Annotated in this window: 18 protein-coding genes and 2 pseudogenes; 12 read left to right on the top strand and 8 right to left on the bottom strand. The window is 60.6% G+C overall.

The features are described from left to right. Position 1 precedes the first annotated feature (1 nt). From MOV76_RS23030 to MOV76_RS23015, 4 genes are read left to right on the top strand one after another with little or no spacing between them, the layout of a single operon-like run. Positions 2-1,348, top strand: coding sequence for a multicopper oxidase family protein (locus tag MOV76_RS23030; RefSeq protein ID WP_247265358.1), 1,347 nt, complete (start codon positions 2-4; stop codon positions 1,346-1,348). A 32-nt stretch (positions 1,349-1,380) separates the two neighbouring features. Then, a complete protein-coding gene (locus MOV76_RS23025; protein WP_247265357.1) occupies positions 1,381-1,860 on the top strand; it encodes a plastocyanin/azurin family copper-binding protein in 480 nt (159 codons plus the stop codon). A gap of 22 nt (positions 1,861-1,882) precedes the next feature. Further along, positions 1,883-2,170: a copper-binding protein gene (locus MOV76_RS23020; RefSeq protein WP_247265356.1), complete on the top strand. Its 288-nt coding sequence runs from the start codon at positions 1,883-1,885 to the stop codon at positions 2,168-2,170. A 55-nt stretch (positions 2,171-2,225) separates the two neighbouring features. After that, on the top strand, positions 2,226-2,684 hold the full coding sequence (locus MOV76_RS23015; protein WP_113544201.1) for a DUF411 domain-containing protein: 459 nt from the start codon (positions 2,226-2,228) through the stop codon (positions 2,682-2,684). Between the two features lie 34 nt (positions 2,685-2,718). On the opposite strand, the gene MOV76_RS23010 is transcribed toward MOV76_RS23015, so the two are convergent. The 6 genes and pseudogenes from MOV76_RS23010 to MOV76_RS22985 form a co-directional block, all read right to left on the bottom strand. Continuing rightward, complete coding sequence (locus MOV76_RS23010) at positions 2,719-3,087, bottom strand: hypothetical protein (protein WP_130716369.1); 369 nt, start codon at positions 3,085-3,087, stop codon at positions 2,719-2,721. A gap of 92 nt (positions 3,088-3,179) precedes the next feature. After that, positions 3,180-3,555, bottom strand: a pseudogene (locus tag MOV76_RS40365) (EF-hand domain-containing protein); the annotation flags it as partial. Between the two features lie 69 nt (positions 3,556-3,624). Continuing rightward, complete coding sequence (locus tag MOV76_RS23000; RefSeq protein WP_018445395.1) at positions 3,625-4,251, bottom strand: isoprenylcysteine carboxylmethyltransferase family protein; 627 nt, start codon at positions 4,249-4,251, stop codon at positions 3,625-3,627. Positions 4,252-4,341: 90 nt separating this feature from the next. Then, on the bottom strand, positions 4,342-5,049 hold the full coding sequence (locus tag MOV76_RS22995; protein WP_193442187.1) for a YafY family protein: 708 nt from the start codon (positions 5,047-5,049) through the stop codon (positions 4,342-4,344). Then, a complete protein-coding gene (locus tag MOV76_RS22990; RefSeq protein ID WP_247265355.1) occupies positions 5,046-5,978 on the bottom strand; it encodes an NAD(P)-dependent alcohol dehydrogenase in 933 nt (310 codons plus the stop codon). Before MOV76_RS22990 ends, MOV76_RS22995 begins: the two co-directional genes overlap by 4 nt. A 332-nt stretch (positions 5,979-6,310) precedes the next feature. Beyond that, positions 6,311-7,051, bottom strand: a complete 741-nt coding sequence (locus MOV76_RS22985) for an SDR family oxidoreductase (RefSeq protein ID WP_247265354.1) — start codon at positions 7,049-7,051, stop codon at positions 6,311-6,313. A 478-nt stretch (positions 7,052-7,529) separates the two neighbouring features. Here MOV76_RS22985 and MOV76_RS22980 point away from each other — a divergent pair, with 478 nt between their 5' ends. The 4 genes from MOV76_RS22980 (at position 7,530) to MOV76_RS22965 (ending at position 10,943) form a co-directional block, all read left to right on the top strand. Next, the gene (locus MOV76_RS22980) at positions 7,530-7,910 is read left to right on the top strand and encodes a DUF2255 family protein (protein WP_247265353.1); all 381 of its coding nucleotides are present in this window, start codon (positions 7,530-7,532) and stop codon (positions 7,908-7,910) included. Between the two features lie 92 nt (positions 7,911-8,002). Next, positions 8,003-8,986, top strand: a complete 984-nt coding sequence (locus MOV76_RS22975; protein ID WP_247265352.1) for an aldo/keto reductase — start codon at positions 8,003-8,005, stop codon at positions 8,984-8,986. A 135-nt stretch (positions 8,987-9,121) separates the two neighbouring features. Next, positions 9,122-9,916 carry a carboxymuconolactone decarboxylase family protein gene (locus tag MOV76_RS22970; RefSeq protein WP_131704445.1) on the top strand — a complete coding sequence of 265 codons (795 nt, stop codon included), beginning with the start codon at positions 9,122-9,124 and terminating at the stop codon, positions 9,914-9,916. A 133-nt stretch (positions 9,917-10,049) separates the two neighbouring features. Beyond that, the gene (locus tag MOV76_RS22965) at positions 10,050-10,943 is read left to right on the top strand and encodes a LysR family transcriptional regulator (RefSeq protein ID WP_011651929.1); all 894 of its coding nucleotides are present in this window, start codon (positions 10,050-10,052) and stop codon (positions 10,941-10,943) included. A gap of 82 nt (positions 10,944-11,025) precedes the next feature. On the opposite strand, the gene MOV76_RS22960 is transcribed toward MOV76_RS22965, so the two are convergent. Beyond that, the gene (locus tag MOV76_RS22960) at positions 11,026-11,931 is read right to left on the bottom strand and encodes a LysR family transcriptional regulator (protein ID WP_247265351.1); all 906 of its coding nucleotides are present in this window, start codon (positions 11,929-11,931) and stop codon (positions 11,026-11,028) included. Positions 11,932-12,140: 209 nt separating this feature from the next. Between MOV76_RS22960 and MOV76_RS22955 the strand changes: the two genes are divergently transcribed. The 4 genes and pseudogenes from MOV76_RS22955 to MOV76_RS22940 all read left to right on the top strand — a co-directional run bounded on the left by MOV76_RS22955 (position 12,141) and on the right by MOV76_RS22940 (position 14,857). Next, the gene (locus MOV76_RS22955) at positions 12,141-12,710 is read left to right on the top strand and encodes a flavodoxin family protein (protein ID WP_247265371.1); all 570 of its coding nucleotides are present in this window, start codon (positions 12,141-12,143) and stop codon (positions 12,708-12,710) included. Between the two features lie 29 nt (positions 12,711-12,739). Further along, complete coding sequence (locus tag MOV76_RS22950; RefSeq protein WP_130694615.1) at positions 12,740-13,039, top strand: superoxide dismutase; 300 nt, start codon at positions 12,740-12,742, stop codon at positions 13,037-13,039. Positions 13,040-13,177: 138 nt separating this feature from the next. Next, a pseudogene (locus tag MOV76_RS22945) lies at positions 13,178-13,869 on the top strand (type 1 glutamine amidotransferase domain-containing protein). Between the two features lie 16 nt (positions 13,870-13,885). Beyond that, positions 13,886-14,857, top strand: coding sequence for an amidohydrolase family protein (locus MOV76_RS22940; protein ID WP_193442175.1), 972 nt, complete (start codon positions 13,886-13,888; stop codon positions 14,855-14,857). A 17-nt stretch (positions 14,858-14,874) separates the two neighbouring features. On the opposite strand, the gene MOV76_RS22935 is transcribed toward MOV76_RS22940, so the two are convergent. Then, a partial coding sequence (locus tag MOV76_RS22935) for an ABC transporter ATP-binding protein (RefSeq protein ID WP_247265350.1) occupies positions 14,875-15,545 on the bottom strand: 671 nt, incomplete at its 5' end.

The following is a 15,545-nucleotide window of genomic DNA, read 5'->3' as shown; positions in this document are numbered from 1 at the left end:
CATGTTCAACAGACGACAACTTTTTGGCGCCAGCGCTGCCCTGCTCACCACAGCCGCCTGGACGAAGACCTCGGCGATGGGTCTGCCCGAGGCCCCGACGATGGAATCGGCCGACATGCAGCCGCCGCTCCTCCCTAGCTCCGGCCCTGACTATCAGCCGGTCGTCACCCTGAACGGCTGGACCCTGCCGCATCGGATGAACAATGGCGTCAAGGAATTCCACCTCGTCGCCGAACCGGTCGAACGCGAGATGGCAGACGGCATGACCGCCTATCTGTGGGGCTACAACGGACAGTCACCGGGACCGACGATCGAGGCTGTCGAGGGAGATCGCGTCCGCATCTTCGTCACCAACAAGCTGCCCGAGCACACGACGATCCACTGGCACGGCATGATCCTGCCGTCGGGCATGGACGGCGTCGGCGGCCTGACGCAGCCGCACATTCCAGTCGGCAAGACCTACGTCTACGAGTTCGACCTCGTGAAATCCGGCACCTTCATGTACCACCCGCATTCCGATGAGATGGTGCAGATGGCGATGGGCATGATGGGTTTCTTCGTGATCCATCCGAAAGATCCCAAGTTCATGCGCGTCGACCGAGACTTCGTCTTCCTGCTCAACGCCTACGACATCGACCCCGGCTCCTACGTGCCGCGGATCATGGAGATGACCGACTTCAACATGTGGTGCTGGAACAGCCGCGTGTTCCCGGACATCAGTCCTCTCGTCGTGTCCAGGAATGACCGGGTGCGCGTCCGCGTCGGCAACCTGACGATGACCAACCATCCGGTCCACATGCATGGCTACGATTTCGAAGTGACCTGCACCGACGGCGGCTGGGTGCGGCCGGAAGCGCGGTGGCCGGAGGTGAGCATCGACATCCCCGTCGGCGCGATGCGTGCCTACGAGTTCGACGCCAAGTATCTCGGCGACTGGGCGATCCACTGCCACAAATCGCACCACACGATGAACGCCATGGGTCACGACATTCCAACCTTCATCGGGGCTGACAAGTCGAAGGTCGCTGAGAAGATCAGGAAGCTGCAGCCGGAATACATGCCCATGGGCACCAAGGGCATGGCAGATATGGGCGAAATGGAAATGCCCATCCCCGAGAACACCGTCCCGATGATGACCGGCTGGGGACCGCATGGTCCGATCGAAATGGGCGGCATGTTCTCGGTCGTCAAGGTCCGCGAGGGGATCTCGGCAGACGATTACTCAGATCCCGGCTGGTACGAAAACCCGCCCGGAACGCAGGCCTGGGAGTGGACCGGAGAACTTCCGGACGCGACCAAGGCCAAAGACGCAGAAACGCAAATCACGCCGAAGCCGACAAACGGCTGAGGTCCAATCTCAACATCGAAAAGGAATTACGGATGAAGAATTATCTCATGGCACTGGCCCTCGCAGCAATCGCGTCGCCAGCACTTGCCTCAGGCAATCATGCCGGTGGCCACGGCGAGAAGATGGCCATCGGAGAACCCGGCGACAAGGCCAAGGCGACGCAGACGATCCGCGTCACGATGAAGGAAACCGACGACGGGAAAATGTTGTTCACCCCCGCCGTCTTCAACGTCCGCAAAGGGCAGACGGTCAAGATCGCGATCAAGAATGCCGGAACCGTCGACCACGAATTCGTGCTCGATCAGGAAGACAAGATCCTGGAGCACAAGAAGGTCATGGAGAAGTTCCCGGAAATGGAACATGCCGACGCCAACTCCATCCGTCTTCCGGCCGGCCAATCCGGCGAGATCATCTGGAAGTTCACCACCGACGGCGAGTTCAAGTTCGCCTGCCTGATCCCCGGCCACTACGAGGCCGGTATGCACGGCGACGTCACCGTCGCTGGCAAGTAACCCGCAAAAAGGAGCCACAAGCATGAAAACTGCAATGATCAAAATTGGCCTCGCCGCCCTGCTCTGCACCAGCGCAGCCTTCGGCGCACTCGCCGAAGAATACACCAAGGGTATCGTCAACAAGGTCGACACAAAGGCAAAGAAGGTCACCATCAAGCATGAGGACCTGAAGAACCTCGACATGCCGGCGATGACGATGGTCTTCCGGGTGGAAGACCCGGCTCTGCTCGAAAGACTGAAGGAAGGTTCGAACATCGAGTTCGTTGCCGAACGCGTGAATGGCAAGTTGACCGTCACCGAAGTAAAATAGCCACCTCCCGCCGCCCGGACGGGTCTGGGCGGCGGGACATCGAGGAGTGGAGACGATGCACAGGAGAAGCTTCATCGCGTTGGCGGCATCAGCCTTGGCTTTCCTTGGCGCAGGAGCCCGCGCCGCCCCGGCGAAGATGACCGTCTACAAGGATCCGAACTGCGGCTGCTGTCATGAATGGTCGAAGGCGATGGCCGCGGCAGGATTTTCCGTCGACGCCCGCGACACCGACGACCTTGGCGCGGTCAAGGCACGGCTGGGCGTACCTGCCGACTTGGAGGGGTGCCACACCGCCGTCGTCGAGGAATACTACCTTGAGGGACATGTTCCGCTCGAGGCCGTGCAGCGCCTGCTCCGAGAGCGGCCGCCGGTCCGAGGACTGGCCGTGCCGGGGATGCCGTCCGGCTCATTGGGAATGGGTGTCGATCCGGCCGCGGTCTATGACGTCTATGCGATCCCCTCGGGAACCGCCGCCCCATACGTGTTTATGGAGGTTCGTCCCCGGAAGGTCTGACGCCTCGATCAATCAAGCCACGCTAAGCTGCCGCTCAGGAAACCGGAGCGGTGCAGAGCGCCGCCCAGAGATCGTGCTTCCAGTCGGTTCCCGGCCGCGTCGACAGGTCGATCACATAGTCGGCGGAATTGATCCGCACCATGGCGGGCGCAACGCAGCGCACGCTCGCCTGGTGTCTTCCCCCGTCCCGATAGAGCACCGTCCCGTCACCGTCGAATTCCGACAACGTGATGACTACATCGAAATCAAAGGCGCGATCGCGGGCGGGACCGCCCTCTGCCAGGCTGAGGCTGACCGACCGGCTGCCGCCGAACGAAGCGGTGTGGAAAATGGCGAGCTCGGACGCCGCCGCCGTCGATGCGGATTGCGCGCAAAGGATCAGACACAGAAGGACTCGGCGCATTTACCCCTCCCGTGGTCAATGCATTGCGATCCTATCATATCCTCGGCGGCTCCGCGACTATTCGCAGAGCCGAGGCTGGATCCCAGGCCCCGCTACGGCCGCATGAACGCCTGCAATTCGTCGGTCGTGACCTTGCCGTCGTTGTTCGCGTCCACGCTGTTGAATATGCGCTTGTGGATCGCCGTCACCTCCTCGAAGGACAGCGCGCCGTCTCCGTCGGCGTCGGCGACGGCGAACATGATTTTCATCATGTGTCCGCGCATCGCCATCATCGGCATGCCGCCCATCATGCCGGACGGCATCGTCATGTTCGCCCCATCATTCCGTCGGGTATCATGCCGGATCCGCCGGGCATGGCTTCCTGGCCCTGCCCCATCGTCCGTCGTCAGCGTCGGACGGCTGGCTTGCCTGCGCCGATGTCGCAGGATGATTGGGGTCGGCGTCGTTTGTCTGCGCGAGCGCGAGACCAGCTCTCGCAGCCTATCAGGACAGGCGCCGCCCGTCCTCGCCGAAGAGGTGCTGTTCACACAGTCACTTTCAAGGAACAATAATAGCCATGGCTAGAAAGCCGCTTTCTCGAAGGTATTCGACCAGTTCGGAAAATGGGATCATGGCGATGGTGAAGAGAGAATCTCTTGATGTCACCAGCAGCGCCCGGTTGGAAATCACCGGAGCCTGCCCCCACTCAAAGTTCGAGAAATTGGGCCAGAACAACGGTGTGCGCCGGGCGTATTCCGCATATGGCTCAGCGAAGAGGTGAGACAAATATACAGCCTCCCGCTTCGCCGTATATCTGAACACAAGATAGGCGAGCAGCGTGAAAATTGCGGTGATAAGCAGACTTCCAAACACCAGGCAGACGCCGCTGATCGTGCAGAGCGAAAAGAGATAAAGAGGGTTGCGCGTGATCGAATAGGGTCCCTGGGTCACAAGCGCGGAATTCTTTCGACCTCCAATATAGATGGTCGCCCAGATTCGTCCGATTATGCCAAAAGCGATCAACAATGTTCCAAACTGAGCGAGCAGTGTGAGAAAAAGGCTTTCAGGTCCGAAGCCCGGATGCGCGATGAGCTGGAAGGTGACAAAGGCAACGGTCAGCACCCAAAAGGCCCAAATTCGCCGCTTCTGCTTGAAGGGGCGGTCGGAGGAAGTCGTATAAGCCATCATTATTTCCGATCTCTATAAAGTCTTCGAAACGCTCTGCAGGCATGCCTGCAGAGCGAGGTTAAATTCGGGGGCCGAGGCAACAATCAGCTATCCGCAATCCCTCTGTTTGCAGGGATGCTTTTCCTGAGCGCGCCACTCCTTGACGAGTTGGCGGCGGTTTCCCGGATAGTGATCGTCCAGGAAACTGACGGTCATGACGTGGTCAGCTTGGAAAATGCGAAAGTCGCCCAGCAATTCGCACCAACCCGCGATAAATCGCTGTGAATCAATGAATCCCAGCATGATTGGCCATATGTTCCTTTCGGACACAGCCCCGCTTTGATCTGCGTGCGTGATGCGGATCTTTCGCTGCTCGCGCATCGCTCGCCTGACCTGCGCCAGATCAAGCACCGATGAACCTTTTTCAGAACGACCAACAAAGAACGTGTTGTCGTCCAAGCCCCGTCGCAGGTCGGGGGGAAGCACACCGCCGATTTTTGCGAGCGCGTTTTGAACAGCGTGCGCCAAAGCATCGTCTGTGTGCCGACTAACCCACTGCGCGCCAGCGACAAGCGCCTGGATCTCTTCTTCCGTGAAAGACAGAGGCGGCAAAAGGAAACCCGGCTGCAGTATGTAGCCGACCCCGGGCTCTCCATCGATATCCGCGCCCATGGCCTGCAGCGTCACGATGTCACGACGGATGGTCCGCAGCGAAACGCCGAGCTCGCGCGCAAGCGTCAAGCCGGCCACCGTTCCGCGGTGACGACGAAGAACTTGCATCAGGTCAAATAATCGATGGCTTCGTGACACGCTCACTCCATCACGACGAGGGCTTTTCCGGCGAGCTTCCGTCCGGACTCAAGAGCCGTGATGAGTGGAATCGCTTCGCTGAGGGGCACGATCTCGGCGATCGGAAGGCGAAGATTTTCGTCCTTGGCGGCACGAGCGAGTCTATCGAGAATCTCGGGCCTCGGTGTGCACACCACAACCTTCAGTCTTCGGTTGAACATTGACCGAATGAATTTCCCCGGCGTGGGATTGAGGTCGACGAACCGGCCATTCTGACGCAAGAGCCCAAGCCCCACGGCGTCCGTCAGCGTCGCAGCCGTGTCGTAGACCACATCGAAACGCTCGCGAACCGTCGACAAATCAGTTGTCCGATAGTCGAACACGGTTTGAACGCCGAGGGCCCGCGCCCGTTCCGTCGCCACCGCGCTGCAACTGCCCGAGACCTTTGCGCCCAGAATCTGCGCGATCTGCACAGCCGCTTCGCCCACCGCACCGGTACAGCCATTGATGAAGACGTGCTCGCCGGCAGTCAGCTTCGCTTTGTCGACCAGCCCGTTCCAAGCAGTGGCTCCAGGCGTCCCGAGACAAGCCGCCTCCTCAAACGAAACGGTGTCGGGCTTCTTGGCCAAGAAGCTGTCCTTGGTGACGACAGCCTCTCCCAGGGCGCCGCTCTCCTTGAACCGGGCAAGACCGAAAACGGCATCGCCGGTCTTGAAACGCGTCACCCCTTCACCGACCGAAATGACCGTCCCGGAAATATCCATCCCCATTGCACGAGGAAAAGTCCTTCCCGTAACGATCTTCATCCGTCCCGCCCGCAGCTTCCAATCGATGGGATTGATCGCTGCGAACTTGATCTTGACCGCCACTTGTCCTTTACCCGGCGAAGCCAGTTCGAACTCCTCGAGCCGCATCAGATCGGGGCCGCCGTACTGGTGATATTGAATGCGTTTCATGGTGGGCCATTCTTCCTGTTTTGCTGAAGGCACGGTTGTGACAGTGGCAGCCGCCGCGAGCCCGGGCAGCGCCAGACCAGGCGACCTCCCTGCCCGCGTTTGACGGGGATGCTTGGGGATCGCATGGACATCCGCGGAGGCAATTTCCGGCGTCGCCGCGAAGTCTGATAACCATGGCTTTCCTGAATTCCGTCACGTCGATGCAGGTTAGACCACCACGGTGCCAGATTCTGGCACCATCGTTGGTGTGACGTCGTCCGCTTGGAGATCTAGCGGCCGAGCAGCGATCTTCGGGAGGGATTGCCGCGACCGGCCACGGCAATCCACACCCATCAGGAGCGGCTGTTCATGCGCTCGAACAGGGCTTCGCCCATCCGGCGCGTGTCCGCGGAGATGCCGACGAGGATCTCATCCTTATCCGCTTCAAGCTGCGCCAGCGCATCGGCAGCGAACTCTTCCGAGGAGACCATCATGCGGCTTGCGGTGCCTTCGCTGCGCGTACCACCGCCCAGACTGGTATCGACGATCGGTGGCGCGACCTCGATCACCCGAATTGCTGTGGATTTCAACTGATGGCGCAGGCTGAGCGTAAAGGAGTGGATCGCGGCCTTCGTGGCGCAATAGACCGGCACATCGGCCATCGGCGAAAAAGCGAGGCCCGAGCTGACGTTGATGATGAAGGCATGTTCTTGCTGCCGCAAGGTAGCGAGCAGCTCGGCGATCAGATGGATCGGCGCCGTAAGATTGATCGCCACTTCCTGATCGAGAGTGTCGATCGCCGGATCGGTATTGAAATCGCGCCGATACTGAACGCCGGCGTTGTTGACGACGACGTTGAGTGCCGGATGCTCCGCCTTCAGCCATTCGACCATAGAATGGCGGCTCTCGCCGTTAGCAACGTCGCAAATGCGGGTGATCAGCGCAGGCACGTCCTCCTGAGCCTTCCGGAGCGCGGCTTCGCTTCTACCGCAAATGATGACGTGATTGCCCTTTTCGGAAAGGCGCCGCGCGAGCGCAAAACCGATGCCGGTTGCGCCGCCAGTAATGAGAATTGTGTTTCCTGTGAGCTTCAAGGTCGTCCATCCTTCCAACAGTTGAGAAGGTGCGCCGACGATGACGTGGTTATCAGCGGACACACCTTTGCGACCGGCAAGCCGGTCTCAGGTGTCGCGGATACCCTTGGAGGGAGAATTGCCGTCCCTTGAGACGGCGACCGGGCTACCATCCGGTCAGCACTCTTTCGACAGGTCGTTCGTAGCAGAATGCCGATAGAACCGCAATCGATCACCATGTTCCGGTGCGCCGAGTTAGGCCCCCTACTGATGTGAGCGAGGACGGATGTCCGTTTCAGCCACCTTTCCAGCAGAGGACCGTAAGAGCAAAAAGCTGCGTCGCAGGCCGAACCTCCACCTGTGACCCGCATTGATGTTTCACGCTCATAAGTTCATGCGATTTGCGGCGCCTAATCATAGTTGGGTACGCGCTCTATATTCGGAGCATGAGATCGGGAAGCGGTATCACGACCGTAGCCAAACTGAGCGGAGAGCGACGATGAACTGGTCGGATGACGAGCTTAGCAAAATCGATCAGGCCGACGATTTGAAAATCGCACCGTTTCGCGAAGATGGCGCCACCTATGGCACCCCGACCTGGATCTGGGAGGTTGTCGTCGATGGCTGGCTCTATGTACGCGGCTACCATGGTCAGAAGTCCCGCTGGTACCAGGCGGCGGTCCACCAGAAGGCTGGACGGATCATTGCCGCCGGGATGACGCGCACGGTCGCCTTCGAGCCTGTGGACGGCCCGATCAACGATCGCATCGACGACGCCTACCGGGCCAAATACCGCAAGAGCCAGTATCTACCGCCAATGGTCAGTGCCCGAGCACGCGCGGCAACTGTCCGGATCACGCCGCGCGAGGAAAATACATGACGGCGCTCGGATCGCATGAGATCGGCATGCGATCGCCTCAGGGCGCGCGTCGTCGATAGCTCTTCAAATCAACCTGAAAAGAGGAGAAGCAAATGATCAAGCGCACACTCGGCCAGGGCCTGGAGGTCTCCGCTTTGTCGCTGGGCGCCATGGGCTATGGCAAGGCCCGCGAGCTCCCCGACCGAATGGAGATGATCGACCTGCTTCGCACCGCTGTCGAACACGGCATGGATTTCTTCGACACCGCTGAAGTCTACGGCCCCTGGACGAACGAGGAGATGGTGGGCGAGGCGCTTGCTCCGGTTCGCGACAAGGTCAAGATCGCCACGAAATTCGGCTGGGACATCGATCAGGAGACGGGCGAGCACCGCGGTGGCGTCAATAGCAAGCCGGCGCAGATCCGCCGCGCCATCGAGGGCAGCCTAAAGCGCCTGCGCACCGACCACATCGACCTTTATTATCAGCACCGGGTCGATCCAGACGTGCCCATGGAAGATGTGGCCGGGACGGTCAGGGAGCTGATCGCCGAGGGCAAGGTGCGGTGGTTCGGTCTGTCCGAGGCCGGTGCCCGATCGATACGCCGTGCGCATGCGGTACAGCCGGTGGCCGCGTTGCAAAGCGAATATTCCTTGTGGACCCGCGAGCCGGAGGCCGAAATCATTCCGACGCTCGAGGAGCTCGGCATCGGGCTCGTGCCTTTCAGCCCTCTCGGCAAGGGATTTCTGACCGGCAAGATCGACCTCAACACCACATTCGACAGTTCCGATATCCGAGCGGGAATCCCCCGCTTCTCCGAGGAAGCGCGTCTTGCCAACCTGAAGCTGGTCGAGCTGACCGGCAAGATCGGCGAGAAGCATGGTGTGACGCCGGCGCAGGTCGCGCTAGCCTGGCTGCTGGCGCAGAAGCGCTGGATTGTTCCGCTGTTCGGCACCCGCAAGCTCGAACGGTTCGAGGAGAATATCGGGGCGCTGAACGTCACCTTGGACAAGGCCGATCTCGATGAGATCGAGCAGACCAACATCGTCATTCAGGGAGCTCGTTATCCCGAAGAAATGCTGCGTCGATCCGGTCTCTAGCGGCACATTCTGCAGCAGCAATACCACAGAACCCTGCATCGACGCTGACGACGGGCGCTTTGCAGCTTTTGTCGTTGCGCCGTTGCAGGCTCAGTCCAGGCGATGCCGGAACAACCAAGTTGGAAGGATATCATCATGAAACGAATTTTGGCCGCCACGGCAATCTCGCTCACGATGGGCGAGCCTCTCATGGCCCAGGAAGGAAGTGGAGGCGGAGCCATGCCGGCAAGTGCTTCATCATTGTCGGTCAGCGATATCCAGTCCGTATCGCCGGCTCTTGGCCGATACGCTGAAGAGGACTTGCTCGGAAACCTGTGGCAGCGGCCGCAACTGTCACGTCGCGATCGCAGCATCGTCACTCTGGCCGTGCTGATCGCCCGAAACCAGGCAATCGATCTGAAGCACTACATCGACGTCGCTCTCGATAGCGGGGTGACCTCGACGGAGGTCTCCGAGATCATCACGCATCTGGCTTTCTACTCGGGCTGGTCGAACGCGATGTCGGCAGTCGCGGCGACGAAGGACGTCTTCAAAGATCGGGGCATCACCACCGATCAGCTGCCTGCGGCCTCTCCGCAACTGCTGCCACTCAACGAGGAAGCCGAGCGCCAACGCGCCACCGGCGTCGAAAAGAATGTCGGTCCGATCTCTCCGGGGCTCGTGCAGTTCACAACCGACCCGCTGTTCCTCGATCTCTGGCAGCGGCCGGGCCTTGCACCGCGAGACCGCAGCCTCGTGACGGTCAGCTCGCTGATCGCATCGGGCCAGAGCGCTCAGATCACCTATCACCTCAACCGCGCCATGGATAACGGCCTTACCGCCGACGAAGCCGGCGAGGTCGTTGCCCATACGGCCTTCTACGCCGGCTGGCCGAACGCCTTCTCTGCATCGTCGGTTGTCGGAGAGGTGCTGCGTAGCCGGGCGAAGTGAAGCTCCAGCCTGCAGCGAAAGCACGCCGGTCCGGCGGAAAGGGGTCCGGCGTGCTTGCTGGTCCAGAGTTGATTGCTACCATTTCATAGGCAGGCGTTTATGATGGGCGTCGGTCTATGAGGAGGAATCATCATTGGAGCGCCAGAATATCAACGACCTGATGGTGTTCTTGGTGGTTGCGAGGGAGCGCAGTTTCACCAAAGCCGCCGCCAAGTTCGGCGTCTCGCAGTCGGCGCTGAGCCATACGCTCCGTCAGCTCGAGCAGCGGCTGGGGGTGCGGCTGCTGACAAGGACGACGCGCAGCGTCTCACCCACCGAGGCAGGCGAACGGATGCTGCAGAGCATCGGTCCGCTTTTCGACGAGATCGGATCTGCGCTCGATGGGCTCAACATTCTTCGGGACCAGCCGGCTGGAACCGTCCGATTGACCGCCGGCGATTACCAGATCCAGTGCTACATATGGCCAAAGCTTCGAACCTTTCTACAACAATATCCCGACATCAGGCTCGAACTGGACGTGAACTACGGTCTGCAGGACATCGTCAGTGAAGGCTACGACGCGGGCGTGCGCTTCGGCGAACAGATCGCCAAGGACATGATCTCGGTGAGGATCGGGCCGGATGTTCGCTTCGCGGTCGTCGCCGCAGAATCCTACTTTGCCTCACGCGATATTCCAAGACATCCGAAGGACCTCATGCAGCACAGGTGCATCAATCTGCGCCTGCCCACCTATGGCGGTCTCTATGCCTGGGAGTTCGAAGAGAACGGCCGCGAGATCAAGGTTCGGGTGGACGGACAGCTGGTCTTCAACACGATCTACAACGTTCTTGAGGCGGCTCTCGACGGCTTCGGCTTTGCCTATGTCCCGGAAGATATCGCCAAGCTCCATCTCGGAACTGGTCGCCTCCACCGGTTTCTGGAAGATTTTTCGCCCTATTGGGAGGGCTTCCATCTCTACTACCCAAGCCGACGCCAGTCTTCGCCCGCTTTTTCCCTTCTCGTGAACGCATTGCGTTATTCAACGTGAGCGGCTGCGACGACACCATGGAGAGCCACTTCAGGCACCGTTGCGCGGCTCCTGCGGGAAATGAAGCGCAAAGGGATCCGCTTCAGACAACGAAACGCTTCGGCAATTCGGTGGCAAGCGCATCGATCGCCAGTCGCGACCGCAGCGGCAGATATTGGGTGGTTGGCCAGACGGCGTAGCATTCCATCGCCGCCCTCGGTCGATCGGTCCAGAGTTCGATCAGTTCGCCTGCCTGCACGCGGTCATGGATCAGCCAGTAGGGAAGCCAAGCCAGGCCCATGCCATCGACGGCGGCATCGGCGATCACTTCGAGATCGTCAAAGCGCAGTCTTGAAGTGACCAACAGGTCGATGAGAGCACCGGTCGCATCGGGAAGCTGCCAGGTCAGGCCATAATCGTTGCGCCAATATACGAGGGTGTCATGTTCTGACAGATCCCCCAGAGAACTCGGCTCCCCTCGTGCGGCAAGATAGGCTGGAGAGGCGCAGAGCGCCTTGCGTGGGCTGACCAGTCGCCGGGCGTGGAGCGCGGTTCCGTTGCCAAGGGCGCCGTTGCGCACCGCCAAATCGAAGCCGTCGGCGATCAGATCGATCTGGCGGTCACTGAAGCTGAGTTCGAGTTCAAGCCTCTCGTGCTGGCGCGCATAGGCACGCAGGATGGGTGCGGCGCAGTAGCGGCCAAACAAGACGGGCAGCGACACGCGCAACCTGCCGACGACCTCGCGCCGGCCCGATTCCAGCAGACACTCGCCCGCGCGCAATTCCTCGATCGCACGCACACAGCGCTCGTAATATTGCTGACCATCCTCGGTCAGGCTCTGCGTCCGCGTGGTCCTGTGAAACAACCGGACGCCCAGGCGCTCCTCGAGACGCGCGATGGCCTTACCGACCGCGGAGCGCGTCAACGACAATCGCTCGGCAGCTTTGGCGAAGCCGCCCGTCTCGACTGCCTCGACAAAGACTTGCACCCCATCAAACCTGTCTCGCACCGTGCGGATCCTCGCAAATAACGGTCCTGAGATTGGAGAACCTAAGGAACCAAAGAAGAGAAAAACGATTTCTAATCGTCAACTATATTCTACGATATAAGGCTGGCCGAGCAATCGATATTTCATGGCAACCGCAACCTGAGCAGGCCGGACACATCGCAAACATCGCCCACCGTTCGCGCGCCATCTCATCAACGGAAGGACGGCAATTGCTGGTATCCATCGTCTATGACAGCGGCTACGGCCATACCGCGCGTGTCGCCGAGGCGGTTGCCGAGGGCGTACGGGAAGTGGAAGGAACCGAGGCGAAACTGGTCGCCGTCGCGGATGGCGCGATGGACTGGAATGCGCTGGAACGGAGCGACGCCATTATCTTCGGGTCGCCGACCTATAACGGCCTCATTAGCGCCAAGCTCAAGCAGTTCTTCGAGGACTCCACCAAAGCGGCCTGGTCGGAGCTGAAGTGGCGTAACAAGATCGCTGCCGGTTTCACCAACTCCGGAGCCCAGCACGGCGACAAGCTGAACTCGCTCGTATCGATGGCGCTGTTTGCCGCGCAACACGGCATGATCTGGGTTGGTCTCGATCTGATGCCGGGCAACAGCAGCAGCACCGGCAACACAGACGACCTCAACCGGCTCGGGAGCTGGCTTGGCGTCATGACCCAATCGAATGTTGATCAAGCGCCAGATATCACGCCGGCCGGAAGCGACCTCAACACCGCGGGCTACCTCGGTCGTCGCGTGGCCGAGACCGTGCGCCGGTTTCAACCCGCCTGATCCATCTTTCTCAACCAAGGAATTTTGCCATGAAACTGCTTTGCCTCGATATTCCCCAGCCTGGCGCTAGTCTGGAAAAGTACCAGCCGCATATGACGGATGAAGCCCGACACGCCTGGCAGATGTACAAGGGCGGCATCATCCGCGACATCTATTTTCGCCAGGACCGTCCGGGTGTCGCCATCATCGCCGAATGCGAGTCGGTCGAAGCCGCCAAGCAGGCCCTGAGCGAATTCCCGCTGGCCAAGGCCGGGCTCATCGACTGGGAGGTCATCCCGCTTGGCCCCTTCCTCAACTGGGAATCGCTGTTTGCGCCCGGCAACGCCTGAGATTCCCCGTCTGCGATACAACGGAACAGTTTGCGCCCGATCGCGAATTCGGCGGGCGCAGCAGAGCCTACGAGCGCATGTTGAAGAGCGACCTTCGTGATCGACATTGCCTCGCTCAACTCGTGCGGAGCCAAGACAATGGCAATTAACATCAAGCCCATCCTTTGCGTGGTCACCAGCCATCCGATCAGAGGCGATACCGGCGAGCCGACCGGCTTTGCGATGGTCGAACTCACGCATCCACTCGAGGTTTTCCGCGCGGCCGGAATCCCGACCGAGATAGCCTCGATCCGGGGCGGCCATCCGCCGATCGACTTCTTCGACCTCACCGATCCGGTCAACGCCCGCTTCTGGAAGGACCGCGAGTTCCGCGATGCGCTCGCCCACTCGTGCTCATCCTCGACGAACTCGATCCCGCTCGCTACTCAGCGGTGTTCTTCGCCGGCGGTCATGGAACGATGTGGGATTTCGCCGACAGCCCGGCTGTGCAAGGCGTCATCCGCGATATCTACGAAACCGGCGGCATCGTCTCGGCGGTCTGCCACGGCCCCGCTGCATTGGTGAACGCAACGCTCTCGGACGGCAGCCATTTGGTCGCGGGCAAGAAGCTCGCCGCGTTCACGGACGAGGAAGAGGCGGAGGTCAAGTACACCAAGGTCGTGCCTTATCTGTTGGCAACGACCCTCAAGGAGCGAGGCGCGCTGCATCAGCCGGCGCCGAACTGGACGGAGAAGGTGGTGGTCGATGGCCGTCTGATCACAGGTCAGAACCCCGCGTCTGCACACGGCGTCGGCCAGGCGATCGTCGATCAACTCACCCAGAAGTCCTGACCGAAGGAATTCACCAATGAAGATCATCGCAATCGAAGAGCATGTCCTGCCCGATGAGGTGAAGCATGGGTGGAACACGATCCCCGGCGCCGACGACGGAACGCTTGGGCTCAATCCGGGTCTGCTCGGCGAACGGCTGGCGGATCTTGGAGAGCGGCGGCAGGCTCTGATGGACGAGACCGGCGTCGATGTGCAGGTTCTGTCGTTGACGACCCCGGGTCTCAATAATCTCGGCCATCTTGGCATTGATCTTGCTCGTCGCGCCAATGATTATCTGGCCGAGGCTGTTTCGGCTCACCCATCCCGCTTCCAGGCGATGGCGGCTCTCTCCTTTGCGCAACCGGACGAGGCGGCGCGGGAGCTACAGCGAGCCGTCGAGGAACTCGGCTGCAAAGGTGCCGTTCTGTTCGGCCGGGTCGGCGACAAGAATCTCGATCATGTCATCTTCGAACCGACATTCGCCAGCGCAGCGGAACTCAATGTCCCGCTCCTGATTCATCCTCAGATCCCGCAGACAAGCATTCGCGAAAGCTATTATGCGGGCTTCGGCGCATCCATCGATCTCGCCCTGTCCACATTTGCCCTCGGATGGCATTTCGAGGCCGGCATCCAGTTCGTGCGCCTGATCCTGCGCGGCGTCTTTGACCGTCACCCGAACCTCCAGGTCATCCTCGGGCACTGGGGTGAGCTGGTGCTGTTTTATCTCGAGCGGCTCGTCATGCTGGATCGGGTGTCCAAACTCCAGCGGCCATTCCTCGACTATGTCCGAAACAATCTCTATGTGACGGCAAGCGGCATGTTCAGCCCGGCCTATTTGCAACAGGCGATCGATGCCGTCGGAGGGGACCGCATCCTGTTCTCGACAGACTACCCATACCAATATCGCCCCGGAGGCGAGGCGCGGCGATTTGTCGAAGATCTGGAGCTCGATGCGGCCAAAAAGGCAAAGTTCGCGCATGCGAATTGGGAGCGCCTGACTGGAAGCTGACCAGCTCTCGCAGCCCATCAGGACAGGCGCCCCCCGTCCTCGCCGAAGAGGTGCAGCACATGGGGATCGAGATGCAGCGGCAGGCTGTCGCCCGATTTCATCCGCTGCTGGCCGGCAAAGACCGCAATCAGCTTCTTCCCGCCTGCGTCGGCGTGGACGACGGTCTCCGAGCCCAGTTCCTCGACAAGGGTGACGCGGGTGTCCAGTCTGCTCGCTGAGGCCGCATCGGCCAGGGTGATGTGTTGCGGGCGGATGCCGATGCTGACCCTTTCGCCCGTCGGGCGTGCCTCCTTGGCAATCACCGAGAGACGATGGCCACCAACGGTTTCGACCTCAGCGAAACCGCCCTGGTGACCGACAATCGCACCTTCGAGGAAATTCATGTGCGGCGCGCCGATGAAGCCGGCGACGAAACGATTGGCCGGGTTGTTATAGAGTTCCAGCGGCGTTCCCACCTGCTCGACCCTGCCGCTTCTCAAGACGACGATGCGGTCGGCCAGCGTCATCGCCTCGACCTGATCGTGGGTGACATAGATCATCGTCGCCTTCAGGCGGGCGTGAAGGGCCGCCAGTTCGGCCCGCATGCTGACCCTGAGTTCGGCGTCGAGATTGGACAGCGGCTCATCGAGCAGGAAGGCATCCGGCCGCCGCACGATGGCGCGGCCGATGGCGACGCGCTGGCGCTGGC

This window comes from Rhizobium sp. PRIMUS64 (genome assembly GCF_023006465.1).
GTDB lineage: Bacteria > Pseudomonadota > Alphaproteobacteria > Rhizobiales > Rhizobiaceae > Rhizobium > Rhizobium leguminosarum.
Note: the sequence above shows the minus strand (reverse complement) of the source record. Positions and strands in the feature narration are given on the sequence as shown.